Below are 17,237 nucleotides of genomic sequence, written 5' to 3' on the forward strand. Positions count from 1 at the left end.
CTCGCTCCTACAGGGGTATTGCGTGGACCTGTTACTTGAGTACCAGCATCCGATAAACCCCAGCCTCGACTTCGATCCCGTGGGTGTCATGGGTGAAACCCGGGAAGGATCTGTCGAAGGCTTCCAGTGCCTTGAGATAGGCCAGCAGCGGACCGTCGGCAGCCCCGGCGTTCTCGCCCGGCATCAGCAGGGGAATGCCCGGCGGATACGGCACGATGCCGGTGGCGGCAATGCGCCCGGCGGCTTGTTCCAGGGTGACCAGTTCGATGTCGTTGCGCACCAGTTTCTCGTAGGCCTCCACCGGGCTGAAGACCGCTTGCGGCAGCGTGCCGAACGCCTGGGCCATGGCCGAGGTGGTCTTGTGCTGCTTCATGGCGGCGAAGATTTCGTCCGCCAGGTCTTTCAGGCCCATGCCGGCGTAACGGGTCTGGTTGCCGGCCAGCAGGTCGGGCAGGCACAGCTCCAGCTCGACGTTGTCGTCATAGTCGCGCTTGAAGTCCAGCAGCGCGTTGACCAGCGTGCCCCATTTGCCCTTGGTGATGCCGATGGAGAACAGGAACAGGATGGTGAAGTCGGTGGTTTTTTCCACGACGATGCCTTGGCGTCCGAGGTACGCCGTCAGCACACAGGCCGGGATGCCCGTGGGGAGCAGGTTGCCGTCGTCGCCCATGCCGGGGCTGAGCACCGAGACCTTGATCGGGTCCAGCATGCAGTAGCCTTCCTCGATGTCGCCAAAACCGTGCCACACCTCGTTGGGGTGCAGGACCCAGCATTTGGGCTCGGTCTTGAGCAGCAGCGGATCGACTTCGTGGAACGGCACCGTGGCATTGCCCACTTGCACGGTCGGCGGCTGCCAGCAGGTGAAGAACCAGTCATCGTTGCTCAGCATCTCGTGGTGCATGCGCGAGATGACCTGGCGGAACGACACCGCTTCTTCGATGGATTCGCTGGTGAGGATCTGCCCGCTGGGCGCCTCCATCATCGCCGAGCTGACGTCGCAGGAGGCCATGATCGCGTAGTTGGGCGAGGTCGAGGCGTGCATCATGTACGACTCGTTGAAGCGTGCATGTTCGATCGGGTTGCGGCCGTTGCGCACGTGAATCATCGAGGCCTGGGACAGGGCCGCCAGCAACTTGTGGGTCGACTGGGTGGCGAACACGGTCGGCTTCGACGCATCGTGGTCGTCCGGGCTGCCGTGCATCGCGTGGCGGTCGCGGTACAGCGGGTTGAAGCGCGCATAACCGTACCAGGCTTCGTCGAAATGCAGGCGGTCGACACTCTGGCCCAGCAGTTCTTCGACGCGGGTGACGTTGTAGGTCAGGCCGTCGTAGGTGGAGTTGGTGATGATCGCGTGGACCGGCGTCGGGTCGATGCCGTCCTTGACCATCGGGTTGTTGGCGATGGCCGCTTTCACGCCTTCGGCGCTCAGGGTCTGCGGGAGGATCGGGCCGATGATGCCGTAGCGGTTGCGCGTCGGTACCAGGTAGGTCGGCAGCGCCCCCGACAGGGTCATCGCATGCTCGGCGGACTTGTGGCAATTGCGGTCGCACAGGGCGATCTGGTTACGCGTGACGCTGGCCATGAGGATCACGCGGTTGGACATCGACGAACCGTTGGTCACGTAATACGTGCGGTGGGCACCGAACACCTTGGCCGCGTAGCGCTCGCCCTGGCCGATGGGGCCGCTGTGATCGAGCAGCGAGCCCAGTTCGCCGACCGAGATCGACAGGTCGGAACGCAGCAGGTTTTCCCCGAAGAACTCGTAGAACGCCCGGCCCGCGGTGCTTTTCAGAAACGCCGTGCCACCGGCATGACCGGGGGTGTGCCAGGAATACTCATACGACCTGGCAAACTTCACCAGCGCCCCGAACATCGGGGGCAGGGCGGCCTGGCGATAGCGTTCGATGGCCGCCAGGATACGTCCGCTGAGGAAGCGGCTGGTGTCTTCCGGGAGCCAGATGAAGTCATCGGCGTGTTGCATGACCAGTAATGGAATGCTCGACGCGGTGGTCCGGTCGCTGATCAGGAACACCGGCACCCGCGTGTTGCGTTCGCGCAGCTTGACCAGCAACTTGATGCAGTCTTCGTGACCTTCGCTGGTGTCCATTTCCCAGCTGATCAGCACGCATTGAACGGCCGGGTCCGAACGCAGGATCGACGCGGCATCGCTGAGGTTTTCCGAGGCCAGCACGCTGACGCCACGTCCCTCTACGTCACTGACCAATTGGGTCAGGGCGCGACCAAACACCGTACGCTTGTCCGCCGGGCTGCTGACAACCAGCGCGAGCATCCCGAGTGAGTGTCTATATTCCGTCATGCGTTAATCTCCAGAGTGGCTTTGTTCAAGCTGTTCACCGGCACCGGTTGGCCCGTGATGTGCTGCGCGCTGACGGTCTGTGTCGGCACGCTGTTGTTGAGTGCTTCGAGGCGGATCAGGCGGTTGTTGACGAAGCCGAACAGCGTGTAGCCGAAGATGGTCGCCACGCCGCCGAGCATCAGCGCCTGTTCGCCGGAACTGTAGAGCGCCAGGTAGCTGTAGGCCGCCGCCACCCAGGCAATGATGTTGGTGGCCAGCGCCTTGCCTGGCGGTACGTTGGACACTTTCTGCATGGTCATCAGCGCGGCCATGGAGAGGATGTATGGCACCAGGTTGGTGACCACCGCGAGGTTGACCAGGGTGTCGAACTGCTTGCTCAGGTCCGGGCTGATGGTGAGGAAGCCCAAGGCCGTCTGCGCGGCCAGCAGCACCAGCATGCCGACGATTGGCGTCCCGGCCTTGTTGGCCTTGGCGAAGATCGACAGGAAGTAACCGGTGTCCGCCGAGCTCTTGTAGACCTGGGCGATGGTGAACTGCCAACCCAGCAGCGAGCCGATGCAGGCCAGTACCATCGCCGCCATCACAATGTCGCCCACCAGCGGGGTGAACATCTTGGCGAACACCAGGCCGAACGGTGCGGTAGAGGCGGCCAGTTCCGGGTTGTCGACGATGCCGGCGATCACGTTGGTGGACACGATGTAGATCACCGCCGCACCGAGGGTGCCGCCGAGTACCGCAATCGGTACGTTCTTCTCGGGGTTTTCCACCGCATCGGTGTTGGCGCACGCTGACTCAAGGCCCAGGAAGGCCCACAAGGTGATCGCCACCGAGGCCCCCGCGGCGTCGTACCAGGCCATGTTGTGCGGGTTCCAGCCGGCGGCATACACGCTGCTGTCGAACCAGAACCAGCCAACGGTGGACACCAGCACCACGGGTGCGATCACGCCCCACACGGTGACGGCGCCAATGCGACCGGTAATCCGCGCACCGCCAAAGTTGGCGAACGTGGTGATCCACAACAGCGCAATGGTCGCCAGGCCCACTTGCAGTGAGTTCAGTTCAATGTGGAACAGTTCCTGGATATAGCCGACCGCGGTGATACTGATGGCCACGTTGGCAATCAGTAGCGAGAGGCCGTAGGTGTAGTTGGTGATGTAGTTACCGGCCTTGCCGAAGGTGTACTCCGCATATCCCCCCATGCCGCCGGTCTTGCGGCTGAGCATCCCGCATCGCGCAAAGGCATAGGCCAATGCGAGGGAACCGGTGGCTGTGATCAGCCAGGAAAGAATCGAAATTCCCCCAACTTCCGCTAGTTTCGATGGTAGTAGCACAATGCCTGAGCCCAACATGTTGACCGCAGTCAACATCGTCAGCTGCCCCACACTCATTTTTTTTGCGACTGACATTCCGTTGCCTCATAAGTTGGCGGTGAGAGCTTAGCTATAGCAAAGTTTTGAAATGTCGCAAGAAAACGGCTTTCGTTTACTGATGCAAATCAATGTATTGCATAGAAGGCATTATGCTGGCCCCCAGATTTCCCGACTGGCGCCAGAATCGCTTTATTTTCAGGCGGTTAGGTGGAATGCAAATGCGCAATGTCTGGGTCGTGCTGACCTTTTTCAGCGTCGCGGGTCTTACAGTTTCTGCCCAGGCCAGGGAACTGAAGCCCGGTGATACTTATATGTGCAGTTGGGGCGCGGGCACGGCGGCAAGAGCCCAGGAACTCAAGTTGTCTGGGGTTTCGCTGTATGCGGCGCGACAAAAAATCCAGGCGTACAAGTTTGCCAAGCCGTGGATGCGGATGATGGCGATGGGCATTACCGAACAAACTTACGACAGCCCGACACGGCTCAAGCCGGCGGCGGTTCGGCAGACTTTTTATGACGATTGTGTGAAGTACAAGTTGGCGCGTAAGTAACAGGGGTAGGCGATCAGAACGTACGAACTGGATATTTTGCGGGTACATATCCGTTCCTGCGGTAACGGCCACTAATGGTTTCGCCCTTACGGCGAGTCCCTTTTTCAAACGCCAAAAAGGAACCAAAAGGCTTTGCCCCACCACTCGGTGCCTCGCTTAGGCTCGGCATGCCCTCACTCCGGCATTGCTCCGTGGGTCGCCGCGATGGGCCATCCATGGCCCAGCGCGGCTAAACCGGCGTCCTGCCGGTTTCCCCACTGCGCAATGCCTGCGTTCGGCCATCGTGGTTAACGGGGCACCCCAGATCAAAAACCAAAGCGAGGCGGCCTGACAGCCGACCTGACTTTTACGGGTGTACCTGATCCCCTGTAGGAGCCAGGCTTGCCGGCGAACCAGACGCCGCGGTGTATCTGTTGTACCGCGTTATCGTTCTTCGCCGGCAAGCCTGGCTCCTACAGGGGGAACGCGGACAGACCTGCAATCAGGTCGGCTGTCAGGCCGCCTCGCTTGCGCGTTTGATCTTGATCTGGCTTTTGATTTTCTTGCCACATCGAGAGGCCGAGTGGAGGTTCTGCGCAGTGGGTAAACCGGCATGGACGCCGGTTTAGCCGCGCTGGGCCATGGATGGCCCAGCGCGGCGACCCACGGAGCAGGACCGGAGCGAGGGAATGCCGAGCATTAGCGAGGCACCGAACGCCAGGGGCAAGAGCCCTTGGTTACTTGGGGCTTTTCCAAGTGACTCGCTGTAATTGGATGGACTCGCCCGCGCCGAGGCGTCAATGCGCCACGGGGGCAGTCTAAGAAGCCACCGACAGCGAGGGCGAATCCATGAAAAAGCATACGACGGTTAAACAGTCTTTGTCTTCCAGCGATCTGTCGGCCTGCACGACAGTGGCGGTCGATTTGGCCAAGCAGGTCTTTCAGGTGGCAGGCGAAGACGCTCTTGGCCAAGTGCTTTACGAAGAACGCATCAAGTCGCGTGAAGCCTTTCATGCCTTTCTGCGCCAACTGCCGCCAAGGATAGTAGTGCTCGTGGAAACAGGTCCAGGCGCTCAAGCATGGGCGCGCCAACTACAGGCTCAGGGCAATCTGGCGCGGATTCTTCCGGCACAGCTTGTGGCCCAGCACCGCAGCGGCGCCAAAAATGATCGAAATGATGCACTGGCCATATTGCGTGCCGGGCGCGACAGCAAAATTGCCGCGGTCCCCATCAAAAGCGCCACCGCACTGGCCATGCAGGCCTTGCACCGGGCCCGCCAGGGTTATGTCCGTCGGCGCACAGCCATGAGTAACCAGATGCGCGGTTTGCTGATGGAGCATGGCGTTGTCCTGGCACAGGGTGATGCGGCGATCAACCAGACCCTGCCTCGGGTGCTGGAAGATGCCACTCAACCGTTGCCGGAGATGTTGCGTGAACTGATCGACGAGCTGCTGGGTGAGTGGCGCCAACTGGGCGAACGGGTCAACGTCCTGACCGGTCGCCTGGAGAAGGCCGCGAACGAGGACAAAACGGCCCGACGGCTGATGACCGTGCGCGGGATCGGCCCGATCATCGCCACTGCGCTTTTGGCCAAGCAGACCGACCCTGAGCGCTTCGCCAATGCACGCCAGTTCGCCGCCTACTTCGGCATGGTGCCTGAGCAGAAAAGCAGTGGGCAGAAAATTCGCCTGGGCCGGATAAGCAAACGCGGCGACAGCTATGTGCGCAGCCTGATGGTTCAAGGCGCTCACGCGGTATTGAGGCATTTGCGCGCGGATTCGGAGCTGCCCGACGATCGTCGCTTGCAACGGTGGCAGGCCCGGCTGGGGCGCAAGGAAGCGGCGATACGCTTGGCGAACCGCAACCTGCGAATCGTTTGGGTGCTGCTACAAAATGAGCAGACTTACCGCAGCCAACCGGCCCATGGCCGGCCAGCTGCGCCAAGTCACTGAACATAAGCGTTCTGCCACCGGGGCGCCACGGCGCTTCAGCCCCTGCTAGAAAACATTGACCCCAGGTCAGACCGTCGCGGATCGATGCCTGCGCTCTTACCGGCCTTCGAGGCCTGCATGTAATCGGCATACCGCGAGCTCAACCAATGTCGGCCAGAAGCCGCAGACAGGGCTTCCTCGAACAGGCCTTATACATAGATGCAACCGGGTAGCAGTGTTTGAAAAACAGGTGGCCAGTGGGGGCGAGTCCATACATAAGAGCGAAACCATAGGTGGCCGCTACCGCAGAAATGGATATGTACTCTGTCAACAAGCAATAGGTCGGCTGTCAGGCCGTCATCGCTGGCAAGCCAGCTCCCACAGTAGATCGAGTACAGCCCGATAGATGGGTTGGATATGAGGCAGTCTTCGCTGGCAAGCCAGTTTGCGCAATGCAGGATGGCCTTTGTCGGATCGGGCACCCGGTTGGGCAGCGCCGTCTATCATTGAATGCCTGGCATCAAGCCTGAAGGCCGTTTTTCTGATTCACCTGACATTGCACTGAACCTCAATTCAATCAGGAGATCATCATGAACCAGCTCGACAAAGTCCTGTACACCGCAAAAACCCATACCACCGGCGGGCGGGACGGCGCTTCGCGCAGCTCCGACGGCATCCTGGATATCAAGCTGTCGTCTCCGGGCGCAGGTGGCGGTGGTACCAATCCCGAGCAGTTGTTCGCCGCCGGTTGGTCTGCCTGTTTCATCGGCGCGATGGGCGTGGCTGCCAAGGAACTCAAGGTTGCACTGCCCAAGGATGTGGCCGTCGACACCGAGGTGGACCTGGGTACCAATGAAGGCGGCTACCTGCTGCAGGCGCGGCTGAATGTGAGCCTGCCGGGCCTGGATCGCGAAACTGCACAGAAACTGGTCGACACCGGCCACAAGTATTGCCCGTACTCCAAGGCCACCCGCAACAACATAAACGTCACGCTGAAGTTGGTTTGAGTTGAAATAACAAACAGTCTTGGCGACAGTTTTTGGCAATGTCGCCAGGACTTGCAAAATATTCAGTAATCAATAATCGGATCCACTGAATAGTCTGACTGTTCAATCGAGCAGGAAATAAATGAGAGCCTGCTATCGATCTGGTCTATTGCTCACATGGCAACTAGTGGATCCAATTGTCTACGTCGATGTTCATGTAAATCAACCAGCTCAGTTGGAACGGGCCTCTACGCGCTAGTTGCTGGCTGATTACCCGTGCCGAGGGTCCCCGAGGGCGCTACCGCTTGTCGGTGCAGTGGTTAAAAAATGAACATTTACGGCCTGCGGGCCTCAGATTCTTCAGCACGTCATCCATGGCCTGCACTCGCAATCGAAAACAAGAAGTGGAAATAGAACCTCAAATGCAGTGAATGCAGATGGGGATTTTTTTACCCGAAAATTGAGAGGTAGTCACTAAGCTGTCATCAATTCCCTAACTGGCTAAATAGGATTTCGATAATAAACCTATTGGTCAGTTTTCTTGTATGAGCAAGGTCGTGCAGAAAAACATTCTGCTGATTGGCCGATCTGAACTATCTAACAAGGTGGAGAGATACCCGTGGCGATAAACACAATTATGAGCCTGATCGAACATAAAGAATTCATGGAGTTATTGCGGCTGGGCGTTGTGTACGTTCATTTGCTCGCCTGTTGCGTGGCGATTGGTCTAGTGCTGACCAGTGATATTGCAATGGTCAGGGATATGCTGAAACGCAAAGTGCTGACTGAACATGACAATGCCCACATGGAAAGTCTGCAGAAATCTGTCGTGATGGCATTGATCGGTCTATGGGTGACGGGCGCCGCCATCATCGGCATCGACTACCTCGGCAAAGGCACGGAGTACTTCATGAATCCGAAGCTTCACGCCAAGGTGATCATTGTCGTGCTGCTGACCTATAACGGCATCCTGCTGCACCGACTGGTATTGCCGGCCCTGCAAAAGGCAGGCTCCTTGCTTGAGCTCGGATTCAGCGCACGCATGCTGGCCCTGTTTTGTGGTTCGCTGTCGGCGGTATCGTGGATGTATGCCGCCATGCTCGGCGTCGGCCGTCCTTTGGCCTGGAAATACTCCCTTTCCGAACTGTTGATGGCGTACCCGGTTCTGATCGTGCTCGGCTTCCTGACGATGCTGGTATTGACTGAGCGAGCCAAGCGCCACAACACGACCATCGCGCCGCAATGGACGATGGCTGGCGCACACTGACTCGGTGATGCGCGAGCGCTGAAGTAAAAAGGTCCTGGCGACAGATTTTCGGGAGCAACATCGCCAGGACCTGAAAGCGTTCCTGTCACTGCGCTGTAACGGGTAACGGGGCAGGTCCGATCCACTTCGTCACGGTCGGCGCCTGCCACTGCTCAAGCGCATCAATCAGTGCTACCGGATCAGTATCGATCAACAGCATCTCGCTGTGCTCGGTCTTCATGAAGGCTTCAGCCACGGCGTGGTCGAGAAGACTGCGCAGCGGATTGAAAAAGCCGCCGATGTTCAGGCAGGCGACGCCTTTGTGGTGTTCGCCCAGTTGCGTCAGCGTCGCCACTTCAAACAACTCCTCAAAAGTCCCCAGACCGCCGGGCAGTGCAATGAAGGCATCGGCGTATTCGCTCATTCGCGTCTTGCGGCTGCGCATGTCCTGCGTCACTTCATGCCGGGTCAGGCCTTGATGCAGATGCCCGAGATCGAACAACAGGCGGGTGATGATGCCAACCACCTCGCCGCCCTCGGCGAGTACGGTATCGGCCATCACTCCCATCAAGCCCTTGTCGGTGCCGCCATACACCAGGCGCAAGCCGCGCCGGGCGATTTCCCGGCCGAGGGCCTGGGCGCCTTCGACATAGTCGGGGTTGAGGCCGTAGTTGGAGCCGCAGAACACGGCAATGCTGCGCAGGGGAGAAGCGATCGTCATGGTGCTTTCCTGGGTGTGATTCAGGCGGGCATTGGCGCACGGCTGGAAAAATACAGCGCGCTTTCCTTCGCGGTTTTTTCTCGGGTAGCGCTCAACGCATGGGGTTCTTGCCCGGTGCCTTCTACTGAGAAAAACTTCACGTCGAGCAAGCCGATACTCGCCAGTACGGCCTTCAGCCACGGCCGCAGAAAGTCCGGTTGCCGGGCGTTGGCGCCGGTGAAGGTGCTGCCTGAGGCGATGGCGATGAACACTGGCCGGTCGCGCAAGGTGCCGACCTTGCCTTCGGGAGTGATACGAAAGGTTCGGTCGGCCTGGATCACATGGTCGAGCCAGGCCTTCAGCGCCGAAGGCACCATCAGGTTATGCATGGGGGTGGCGATCACCAGGCAGTCGGCGCTTTCCAGCTCGCGGATCAATTGTTCGGACTGCAACAGGGCGCCTTTGGCGGCGTGAGCATTGGATGGATCGCGGCGTTTGCTCACGGCCTCGGCATAGTCGGCATCGACATGCGCAAGCCCTGTGACCCCGCGCTCGGTGATGATGAAATCGCAGCCTTGATGGCTATCGATCAAATGGTTGATGAGGGTTTGCGAGAGCCGATAACTCTCGGAGGCTGTCCCTCGCGGGCTGCAGATCACGCGCAGTATTTTCATGGGACCCTTTGATGTTCGTTGAAGACCAGGTCTGCATGATGGAGTCGCTTGGCCCCGCGACAAAGAGCCAAGAATGGCTTGCGTGTGTGGGCCATGAATCTGGATTCAGAGCAGCGCCAGGATGTGTTGTCCAAGCTGTTCGGCACTGGCTTTCGAGGCGATGTTGGCGAAGCCGAGCAGCAAGCCGCAATGGGTTTGAGGGCCGATGCAACACTCGCTCAAGGCTTCGGCGTAAATGCCTGCATGCAGCAGGCGCTCAACCAGTGCACGGTCGGATTGAGGCCGGGACAAGCGCAGAATCAGGTGCATGCCGCCCGGTTGGGCGTCGATGTGAATTTGATCGCCCAAGGCATTCGTCAGTCCTCTGACCGCCGCCTCCCGGCGTTCGCCGTAGAGTTTGCGCATGCGCTGGATATGCCGGGCGAAATGGCCCTCGGTGACAAAGGTGGTGACGATGGCCTGGGTGAGCTCCGGGCAACCGCCGAGGAAGGTCTGGCTGACGTGTTCGAAGCGTTCGACCTGCGCTGGCGGCACCACCAGATAAGCCAGGCGGATGCCGGGAAACAGTACTTTGCTGAAGGTGCCGGCGTACAACACGCGTCCGTCGCGATCCAGGCTCTTGAGCGCGGGTAGCGGACGACTGACGTAACGGTACTCGCCGTCATAGTCGTCCTCGATGATCCAGGATCGCTCCCGACGTGCCCACTCCAGCAGTTGCAGGCGGCGCGGCAATGACAGCGACATGCACAAGGGGCTTTGATGGGCCGGCGTGACCACCGCCGCGCGGGCGTCAAGTGAAGCGCTCACACCTTGCTCGACCTGCATGCCGTCCTGGTCCACCGCAACGGGTTGCACCGCGATCTGCAGATACTCGAGCAATTGGCGGGTAGGGGGGTAACCGGGGTTTTCGACGAGCACACGGTCGCCTGGTTTCAGCAAGGCGTGGACGATCAGCGTCAGGGTGTTGCGGTAACCCGAGGTGACGAACACCTGGGAAGGTTGGCAATCGATGCCGCGCGCCATTTGCAAGTAGCTGGCGATCGCACTGCGCAAGGATTCCAATCCGTACGCCGATGGATTGGCCATGTCCGCGACTCCGGTGGCGCGCACGCAGCGAGCGCCGATCTGCGCCCAGATCTTGCGTGGAAACACATCCAGTGCCGGCAAGGCCATTTGAAAGGGCAGCACTGGCGCCTTGTGCCGGACCGAGGTGCCGGCGAGCGGGTTGAAGGCGTGTTCGTCACGGCGCGAGTCTGTTCTGAGCGTGAGCCCTGCCGCCACCACCGTGCCGGCCTGACCACGGGACTGGATATAACCTTCGGCCGCCAGCAACGAATACGCGGTATCGATGGTGCCCCGGGCCAGCCCCAGCTCTTTTGCCAGCGCCCGGGCCGCGGGAATGCGCGCGCCGGGCGCGAGTACGCCGTCGCTGATCGCCGCGCGAAACCGCCAGTAGATTTGCCGGTAGATCGGCTCCTTCGAGGCGGGATCGAGGGGTGACAGGTTGTTGATGGGGCTGGTCATGGACGCACTCTGGGGCAAACACCTGGGTTGCCGGCATGAACAATGATCCTACAAGCCATCATGACCTGCTTCCAAGATCCATGAATCATCTTGAGGACCAGGCCATGAAGGTGCCGCGCCTAAGCAAACATGGCCCAGTACAGAAGCCGAAACATGGATCTTCAACCATAGACCAAACAGTCCCAGGATGCAGTCCTTCACACAGCCAACTCAAGGATCCATCATGACTTCGCGAATCAACTACGCCAGTGCTTCCCCTGAAGGTTACAAGGCCTTCGGCAACGTCTACGGCTATCTGCAAAAGAGCGATCTGCCCACCGAACTCATCGACCTGGTCTACCTGCGGGTGTCGCAAATCAATGGCTGCGCGTTTTGCATCGACATGCATTCGCGCGATTTACTCAACCTGGGTGTCGCGGCAGACAAGCTGGTGCTGGTGCCGGTGTGGCACGACGCCGGGAATCTCTTCACCCAGCGTGAACGCGTGGCGCTGGCCTGGGCCGAAAGCGTCACGCGGGTCGCCGAAACCGCTGTTCCTGATGCCATTTATCAGGCCGCGACCGCCATCTTCAACGAAAAGGAACTGGCGGATCTCACTTACGCCATCGCCTTGATGAACGCATTCAACCGGCTCGGCGTGGCATTCCGCTCGACACCGGCGGCGGCTCAAAAAGCCTGATCGACAGCCTCTCTCGCCTGGCTTCGAGGTCCGGCGAGACCCTCTGAAGGAGTTGTGACACATGGCCTGGGCACTATTGGGTATCGCCGGCATTCTGGAAATCGCCTTCGCCTTCTACATGAAGGGCTCCGAAGGTTTCACACGATGGGTTCCCGGTGTCTTGACGGTCGTCACCGGGTTGTCGAGCGTTTTCCTGCTTTCACTTTCGCTGCGCACCTTGCCGGTGGGCACGGCTTATGCGGTATGGACCGGCATCGGCGCGGCGGGCACTGCGATTGTCGGCATGGCGCTGCTGGGGGACTCCACGGCACCTCTGCGCCTGGTTTGCATCGGGGTGATTCTGGCGGGGGTCATTGGGCTTAAAGTGGTGTCGGCGAACTGAGGTTTGATCTTCTTGCCGCCTCACGCCCTGAGCCTGTCCGTCAACCTGTGACGACCTCCATCTGGGCCTCTCCCAACGTTGGTCCATACCGTGTCGTAGCCTTTGGGGGATTGTTGTCTGAGTACATATCCATTGCTGCGGTAACGGCCACTTATGGTTTCGCCCTTACGGCGACTCCCTTTTTCAAACGCCAAAAAGGAAGCAAAAGGCTTTGCCCCACCACTCGGTGCCTCGCCTAGGCTCGGCATGCCCTCACTCCGGCATTGCTCCGTGGGTCGCCGCGATGGGCCATCCCTGGCCCAGCGCGGCTTAACCGGCGTCCTGCCGGTTTCCCCACTGCGCAATGCCTGCGTTCGGCCAGCGTGGTTAACGGGGCACCCAGATCAAAAACAAAAGCGAGGCGGCCTTATAGCCGACCTGACTCTTACGGGTGTACCTGATCCCCTGTGGGAGCCAGCCTGCTGGCAATGGACGTCCAGACAACGCGATCATTCAGACAGGGCGCGTTATCGTTGACGACCATTGCCAGCAGGCTGGCTCCCACAGGGGGGGGCGGGGACAAGCTTGTAACCAGGTCGGCTTTAAGGCCGCCTCGCTTTTGCGTTTGATCTTGATCTGGCTTTTGATTTTCTTGCCCCCTCGAGAGGCCGAGTGGAGGTTCTGCGCAGTGGGTAAACCGGCAGGGATGCCGGTTTAGCCGCGCTGGGCCAAGGATGGCCCATCGCGGCGACCCACGGAGCAGGACCGGAGCGAGGGTATGCCGAGCCTTAGCGAGGCACCGAACGCCAGGGGCAAGAGCCCTTGGTTACTTGGGGCTTTTCCAAGTGACTCGCCGTAAGGGCGAAACCATTGGTGGCCGTTACCGCAGGAATGGATATGTACACCTGAAAGACAATCATCGGCTGCCAGGACGCCTTCGCCGGCAAGCCGGGCTCCTACAGGTTTTCCTATCGTCTGCCAGGGCCCGTCAATGCCGCTGTCCACCACCTGTGCCAGGGGCTAAACTCCCGCGATAAAACCAGAATAACGACGTGACCTGCCTCGTATGAAAATCCACCCTTTACCGCCACTCAACAGCCTGGTCGCGTTTGAAGCGGCAGCGCGCCATTTGAGTTTTACCCTGGCCGCGCAAGAATTGAATGTCACCCAAGGGGCAATCAGTCGACAAGTTCGCCTGCTTGAAGATTATCTGGGCAAGGTCCTGTTCGAACGCACCACCCGCACGATTCACCTGAGCCCCGCAGCCAGCCAGTACTATGAAACGGTCCGTGCCTCGTTGCTGCATATTGCCCAGGCCACCGGTGAAATTCGTCATTGGCAGGGTGCCGAGCAAGTGACGGTTGCCACCAGTACCGCGATGGCTTCACTGTGGCTGTTGCCTAAAGTGAGTGAGTTTCAACGGGAGAACGAAGAGATCGATCTGCGGATCATCGCCCATGACCAGGTCAAGGATTTCTCGCGCCTGGACTGTGACCTGGCCCTGTATTACTGCCGCACACCGCCCAGGGACATGCAGGTCACGCCGCTGTTTTCCGAAGAAGTGTTCCCGGTCTGCAGCCCCGCTTACCTGGCCAAGCACCCGGCCTTGAACAAGCCAGAGGACCTGGCTGCCTGCACCTGGCTGTTCCTCGACGACCCGCAGCGTGACTGGATCGGCTGGCCTGAATGGTTCCGCAGCCTGGGCCTGAAAAACGTCGAGCCCAAGCGCCGGATCAATATCAACAGCTATTCGATGTTGATCCAGTCCGCTATCGGCGGACAGGGTATTGCGCTGGCCTGGTCCAACCTGGTCGATGATTACCTGCAGACCGGTGCCTTGGTGCGACCGCTCGACACCGTGTTACGCACAGAAGCGCAGTTTTGTTTGCTCGAACCCTTAGCGCGTGGCGGTATGCGGCAAAGTGTAAAACGCTTTCGCAGTTGGCTGATGAATCAACTTCCACCGCCCGAGGACAACAAGTAACCCCGTTGTCATGGCTGTCACCACCACGAACTTAAACACTCTTGCGTCATATATCTCGAACCCTCGGTATTTTTAATGCCGAGCGGCCCCGTTGCCTGCGCTGAAGTGCGCACGACAAGCGTTCTACTAAAAAATACGCCTGCCTTTATTTATGACAAAAAGTCATGAGTCGAGCCGGAAATATCGTTTGTCGACACCCCCCCTGTTTTCCCAAACTTGCTGCCAGCGGACCTTGGCCGATGAGCTTGCCGACCCTTCAACACCGTGCCCAGCAGGGGAAAACAATAATGAGCAGCATCCAGCAAATTCCTGTGCATCAACTTGAAACCGTCCTTAATCCGATTCATGAAGCGACCGGCCTGAGCAACGAGTTCTACACCGAACAACGCTACTTCGAACTTGAGCGCGATCAGGTCCTGGGTAAAACCTGGGCATGTGTAGGTTTCGCCAGTGACCTGGGCAAGGCCGGTTCGGTCAAGCCCGTCGATTTCATGGGGCTGCCTTTGCTGCTGATGCGCAACCGTGAAGGCCTGGTGCAGGTGTTCCATAACGTTTGCAGTCACCGCGGCATGAAGCTGGTGGAGGAGGCCGGTGAGGTGCAGGGCGTCATTCGCTGCCCTTACCATTCCTGGACCTACGACCTCAACGGCGGGCTGCGTGGCACGCCCCATGTCGGCGGTATCGACCAGCACAAGGACGAACGCTTCGCCTGTGAAAAACACGGTTTGAAGGCCATCCGCAGCGCCATCTGGATGGACATGGTGTTCATCAACCTGTCCGGCGACGCGCAATCGCTCGAAGACATGCTGGCCCCTCTGACCACACGCTGGACGCAGTTCCTGGGCAAGGACGGCATGAGTTTGCTGCGCCGTCGTCCGGGTCATGACGCCACCACGCTGGACATCAACTGCAACTGGAAACTGGCGGTCGAGAATTACTGCGAGGCCTACCACCTGCCGTGGGTGCACCCGAGCCTGAACTCGTACTCGCGCCTGGAAGACCACTACAACATCATTTTCGACCAGCACTTCGCCGGCCAGGGCAGCTACGCCTACAACCTGTCGGACGTCGCCGGGACGCATTTGCCGAAATTCCCCGCCTGGCCGCTGGATCGCCTGCGCAACGCCGAGTATGTCGCGTTCTTCCCGAACGTCCTGCTCGGCATCCAGGCTGACCATGCCTTCGCCATGCAGCTGGAGCCGGTCTCGCCGGGACGCACGATTGAACACCTGCGCCTGTTCTATGTGGGCGATGACGCAGCCACCAGTGAGGAATTCAGCGCTTGCCGCGAAGCGATCCTGGAGTCCTGGAAAGTGGTGTTCGCCGAAGACATCAGTTCGGTCGAAGGCATGCAGAAAGGCCGGCATTCCCCAGGCTACAAGGGCGGCGCGTTCTCTCCGGAAATGGACATCCCGACGCACTTCTTCCACCAGTGGGCCGCACGTCAACTGCTCGCCACCACGCCGTCTGCCTGAGGAGGTTGTCCCATGTATCCGATAGCCTCCCACTGGCTCAATTACATCGACGGGCAATGGTGCGACAGCGCCCAGCGCCTGACGGTGAACAACCCCGGCACGGCTGAGCCGCTCGCAACCATCGCCCAGGCCACCGTCGACGATGCCGAGCGCGCGTTGCTGGCTGCCCGCCGCTGTGCCGACAGCGGTGAATTGACCCGTGTGCGTCCGGCGCAGCGCGTCACCTGGCTGCTGCGCATTGCCGAGGAAATTCGCGCTGTGGCCGACGAGGGTGCCTGGGTGCTGTGCCAGGAAAACGGCAAGCGCCTGAGCGATGCCCGCGATGAGTTCATCGAGGCGGCGCGCTACTTCGAGTATTACGCCGGCATGGCCGACAAGATCGAAGGCACCTCGATCCCGTTGGGCAACGGCTACATGGACTTTACCCTGTACGACCCGATGGGCGTGTCGGCACAGATCGTCCCGTGGAATTTCCCGGTGTCGATCTGCGCCCGTTCCCTGGCCCCGGCCCTGGCGGCTGGCAATGCGGTGGTCATCAAGTCCCCCGAGCTTTCACCGCTGGGCATGTGCGTGCTGATCCGCGCCATTGCCAAGGCCGGCTTGCCCGACGGCGCGATCAACCTGATTTGCGGCCGCGGCCGCGAAGTCGGCGCGTACCTGGTCAGCCATCGCGCTGTCGACCAGATCGTGTTCACCGGTTCCGTGCCGACGGGCCAGTCGATTTTGCGCGATGCCGCGCAACATGCGATTCCCAGCGTGATGGAACTGGGGGGCAAGTCCGCGGCGATCGCTTTCGCCGATGTGGACCGTGAACAACTGCTGGCCAGTGTCCAGTCGGGCATTTTCTTCAATGCCGGCCAGGTCTGTTCGGCGATGTCGCGGCTGCTGGTGCAGCGCGAGATCTATGACGAGGTGGTCGAGGCCGTCGTGGCCATGGCCGAGGGGCTCAGCGTCGGCCTGGGCCAGGACAACGCAGACCTCACACCAGTGGTCAGCACCGGGCAACTGGCGGGCATCGAAGCCTTGTGCCGCCGCGCAGTGGAAGACGGCGCGGTGGCGGTCACCGGGGGTGAAGCATTCGCTGACCGGGCCGGGCATTTCATGCGCCCGACGGTGTTCAAGGACGTCACCGCGCAGATGTGCATTGCCCAGGAAGAAGTGTTCGGGCCGGTACTGGCGATCATGCCGTTCGACACCGAAGAAGAGGCGATTGCCATCGCCAACGGCACCGAGTTCGGCCTGGTGGCGGGGGTGTTCACCCAGGACATCAGCCGCGCCATGCGCTGCACGCGCCGCCTGAAATCCGGCCAGGTGTTCGTCAACGAATGGTATGCCGGTGGCATTGAAACACCCTTTGGCGGCGTCGGCCTGTCGGGCTTTGGCCGGGAAAAGGGCCAGGAAGCCTTGTACAGCTACGTGCGCACCAAAAACGTGGCGATCCGGGTCGCCGGGGAGTGAATAC

At 60.1% G+C, this 17,237-nt stretch carries 14 protein-coding genes; 9 read left to right on the forward strand and 5 right to left on the reverse strand.

The annotated features are described in order from the left end of the window. Positions 1-31 precede the first annotated feature (31 nt). Entirely contained in the window at positions 32-2,317 is a 2,286-nt protein-coding gene (locus OH720_RS12165) for an Orn/Lys/Arg decarboxylase N-terminal domain-containing protein (protein WP_272605805.1), read from the reverse strand. Next, entirely contained in the window at positions 2,314-3,723 is a 1,410-nt protein-coding gene (potE, locus tag OH720_RS12170) for a putrescine-ornithine antiporter (RefSeq protein ID WP_008066776.1), read from the reverse strand. Before potE ends, OH720_RS12165 begins: the two co-directional genes overlap by 4 nt. A gap of 182 nt (positions 3,724-3,905) precedes the next feature. On the opposite strand from potE, the gene OH720_RS12175 reads away from it, so the two are divergent. The 4 genes from OH720_RS12175 to OH720_RS12190 all read left to right on the forward strand — a co-directional run bounded on the left by OH720_RS12175 (position 3,906) and on the right by OH720_RS12190 (position 8,399). Next, positions 3,906-4,235, forward strand: coding sequence for a hypothetical protein (locus OH720_RS12175; RefSeq protein ID WP_272606437.1), 330 nt, complete (start codon positions 3,906-3,908; stop codon positions 4,233-4,235). 873 nt (positions 4,236-5,108) lie between these two features. Then, a complete protein-coding gene (locus OH720_RS12180) occupies positions 5,109-6,167 on the forward strand; it encodes an IS110 family transposase (RefSeq protein ID WP_272606438.1) in 1,059 nt (352 codons plus the stop codon). 569 nt (positions 6,168-6,736) lie between these two features. Then, positions 6,737-7,153: an organic hydroperoxide resistance protein gene (locus OH720_RS12185; RefSeq protein WP_008064280.1), complete on the forward strand. Its 417-nt coding sequence runs from the start codon at positions 6,737-6,739 to the stop codon at positions 7,151-7,153. A 598-nt stretch (positions 7,154-7,751) separates the two neighbouring features. After that, positions 7,752-8,399: a hypothetical protein gene (locus OH720_RS12190; RefSeq protein ID WP_272605806.1), complete on the forward strand. Its 648-nt coding sequence runs from the start codon at positions 7,752-7,754 to the stop codon at positions 8,397-8,399. A gap of 85 nt (positions 8,400-8,484) precedes the next feature. On the opposite strand, the gene OH720_RS12195 is transcribed toward OH720_RS12190, so the two are convergent. The 3 genes from OH720_RS12195 to pdxR all read right to left on the reverse strand — a co-directional run bounded on the left by OH720_RS12195 (position 8,485) and on the right by pdxR (position 11,276). Beyond that, the gene (locus tag OH720_RS12195) at positions 8,485-9,099 is read right to left on the reverse strand and encodes a TIGR00730 family Rossman fold protein (protein WP_272605807.1); all 615 of its coding nucleotides are present in this window, start codon (positions 9,097-9,099) and stop codon (positions 8,485-8,487) included. Between the two features lie 20 nt (positions 9,100-9,119). Beyond that, a complete protein-coding gene (locus OH720_RS12200; protein ID WP_272605808.1) occupies positions 9,120-9,752 on the reverse strand; it encodes an FMN-dependent NADH-azoreductase in 633 nt (210 codons plus the stop codon). A gap of 105 nt (positions 9,753-9,857) precedes the next feature. Next, complete coding sequence (gene pdxR / locus OH720_RS12205; protein ID WP_272605809.1) at positions 9,858-11,276, reverse strand: MocR-like pyridoxine biosynthesis transcription factor PdxR; 1,419 nt, start codon at positions 11,274-11,276, stop codon at positions 9,858-9,860. Between the two features lie 223 nt (positions 11,277-11,499). On the opposite strand from pdxR, the gene OH720_RS12210 reads away from it, so the two are divergent. The 5 genes from OH720_RS12210 to OH720_RS12230 all read left to right on the forward strand — a co-directional run bounded on the left by OH720_RS12210 (position 11,500) and on the right by OH720_RS12230 (position 17,233). Then, a complete protein-coding gene (locus OH720_RS12210; protein WP_272605810.1) occupies positions 11,500-11,955 on the forward strand; it encodes a carboxymuconolactone decarboxylase family protein in 456 nt (151 codons plus the stop codon). Positions 11,956-12,016: 61 nt separating this feature from the next. Further along, the gene (locus tag OH720_RS12215) at positions 12,017-12,337 is read left to right on the forward strand and encodes a DMT family transporter (RefSeq protein WP_272605811.1); all 321 of its coding nucleotides are present in this window, start codon (positions 12,017-12,019) and stop codon (positions 12,335-12,337) included. A gap of 1,045 nt (positions 12,338-13,382) precedes the next feature. Beyond that, positions 13,383-14,300, forward strand: coding sequence for a LysR substrate-binding domain-containing protein (locus OH720_RS12220; RefSeq protein WP_272605812.1), 918 nt, complete (start codon positions 13,383-13,385; stop codon positions 14,298-14,300). Between the two features lie 287 nt (positions 14,301-14,587). Continuing rightward, complete coding sequence (locus OH720_RS12225; RefSeq protein WP_272605813.1) at positions 14,588-15,775, forward strand: aromatic ring-hydroxylating oxygenase subunit alpha; 1,188 nt, start codon at positions 14,588-14,590, stop codon at positions 15,773-15,775. Between the two features lie 12 nt (positions 15,776-15,787). Then, complete coding sequence (locus OH720_RS12230; RefSeq protein WP_272605814.1) at positions 15,788-17,233, forward strand: aldehyde dehydrogenase family protein; 1,446 nt, start codon at positions 15,788-15,790, stop codon at positions 17,231-17,233. The last annotated feature ends 4 nt before the right edge of the window (positions 17,234-17,237 follow it).

This window comes from Pseudomonas sp. WJP1 (assembly GCF_028471945.1).
Classification (GTDB): Bacteria; Pseudomonadota; Gammaproteobacteria; order Pseudomonadales; family Pseudomonadaceae; genus Aquipseudomonas.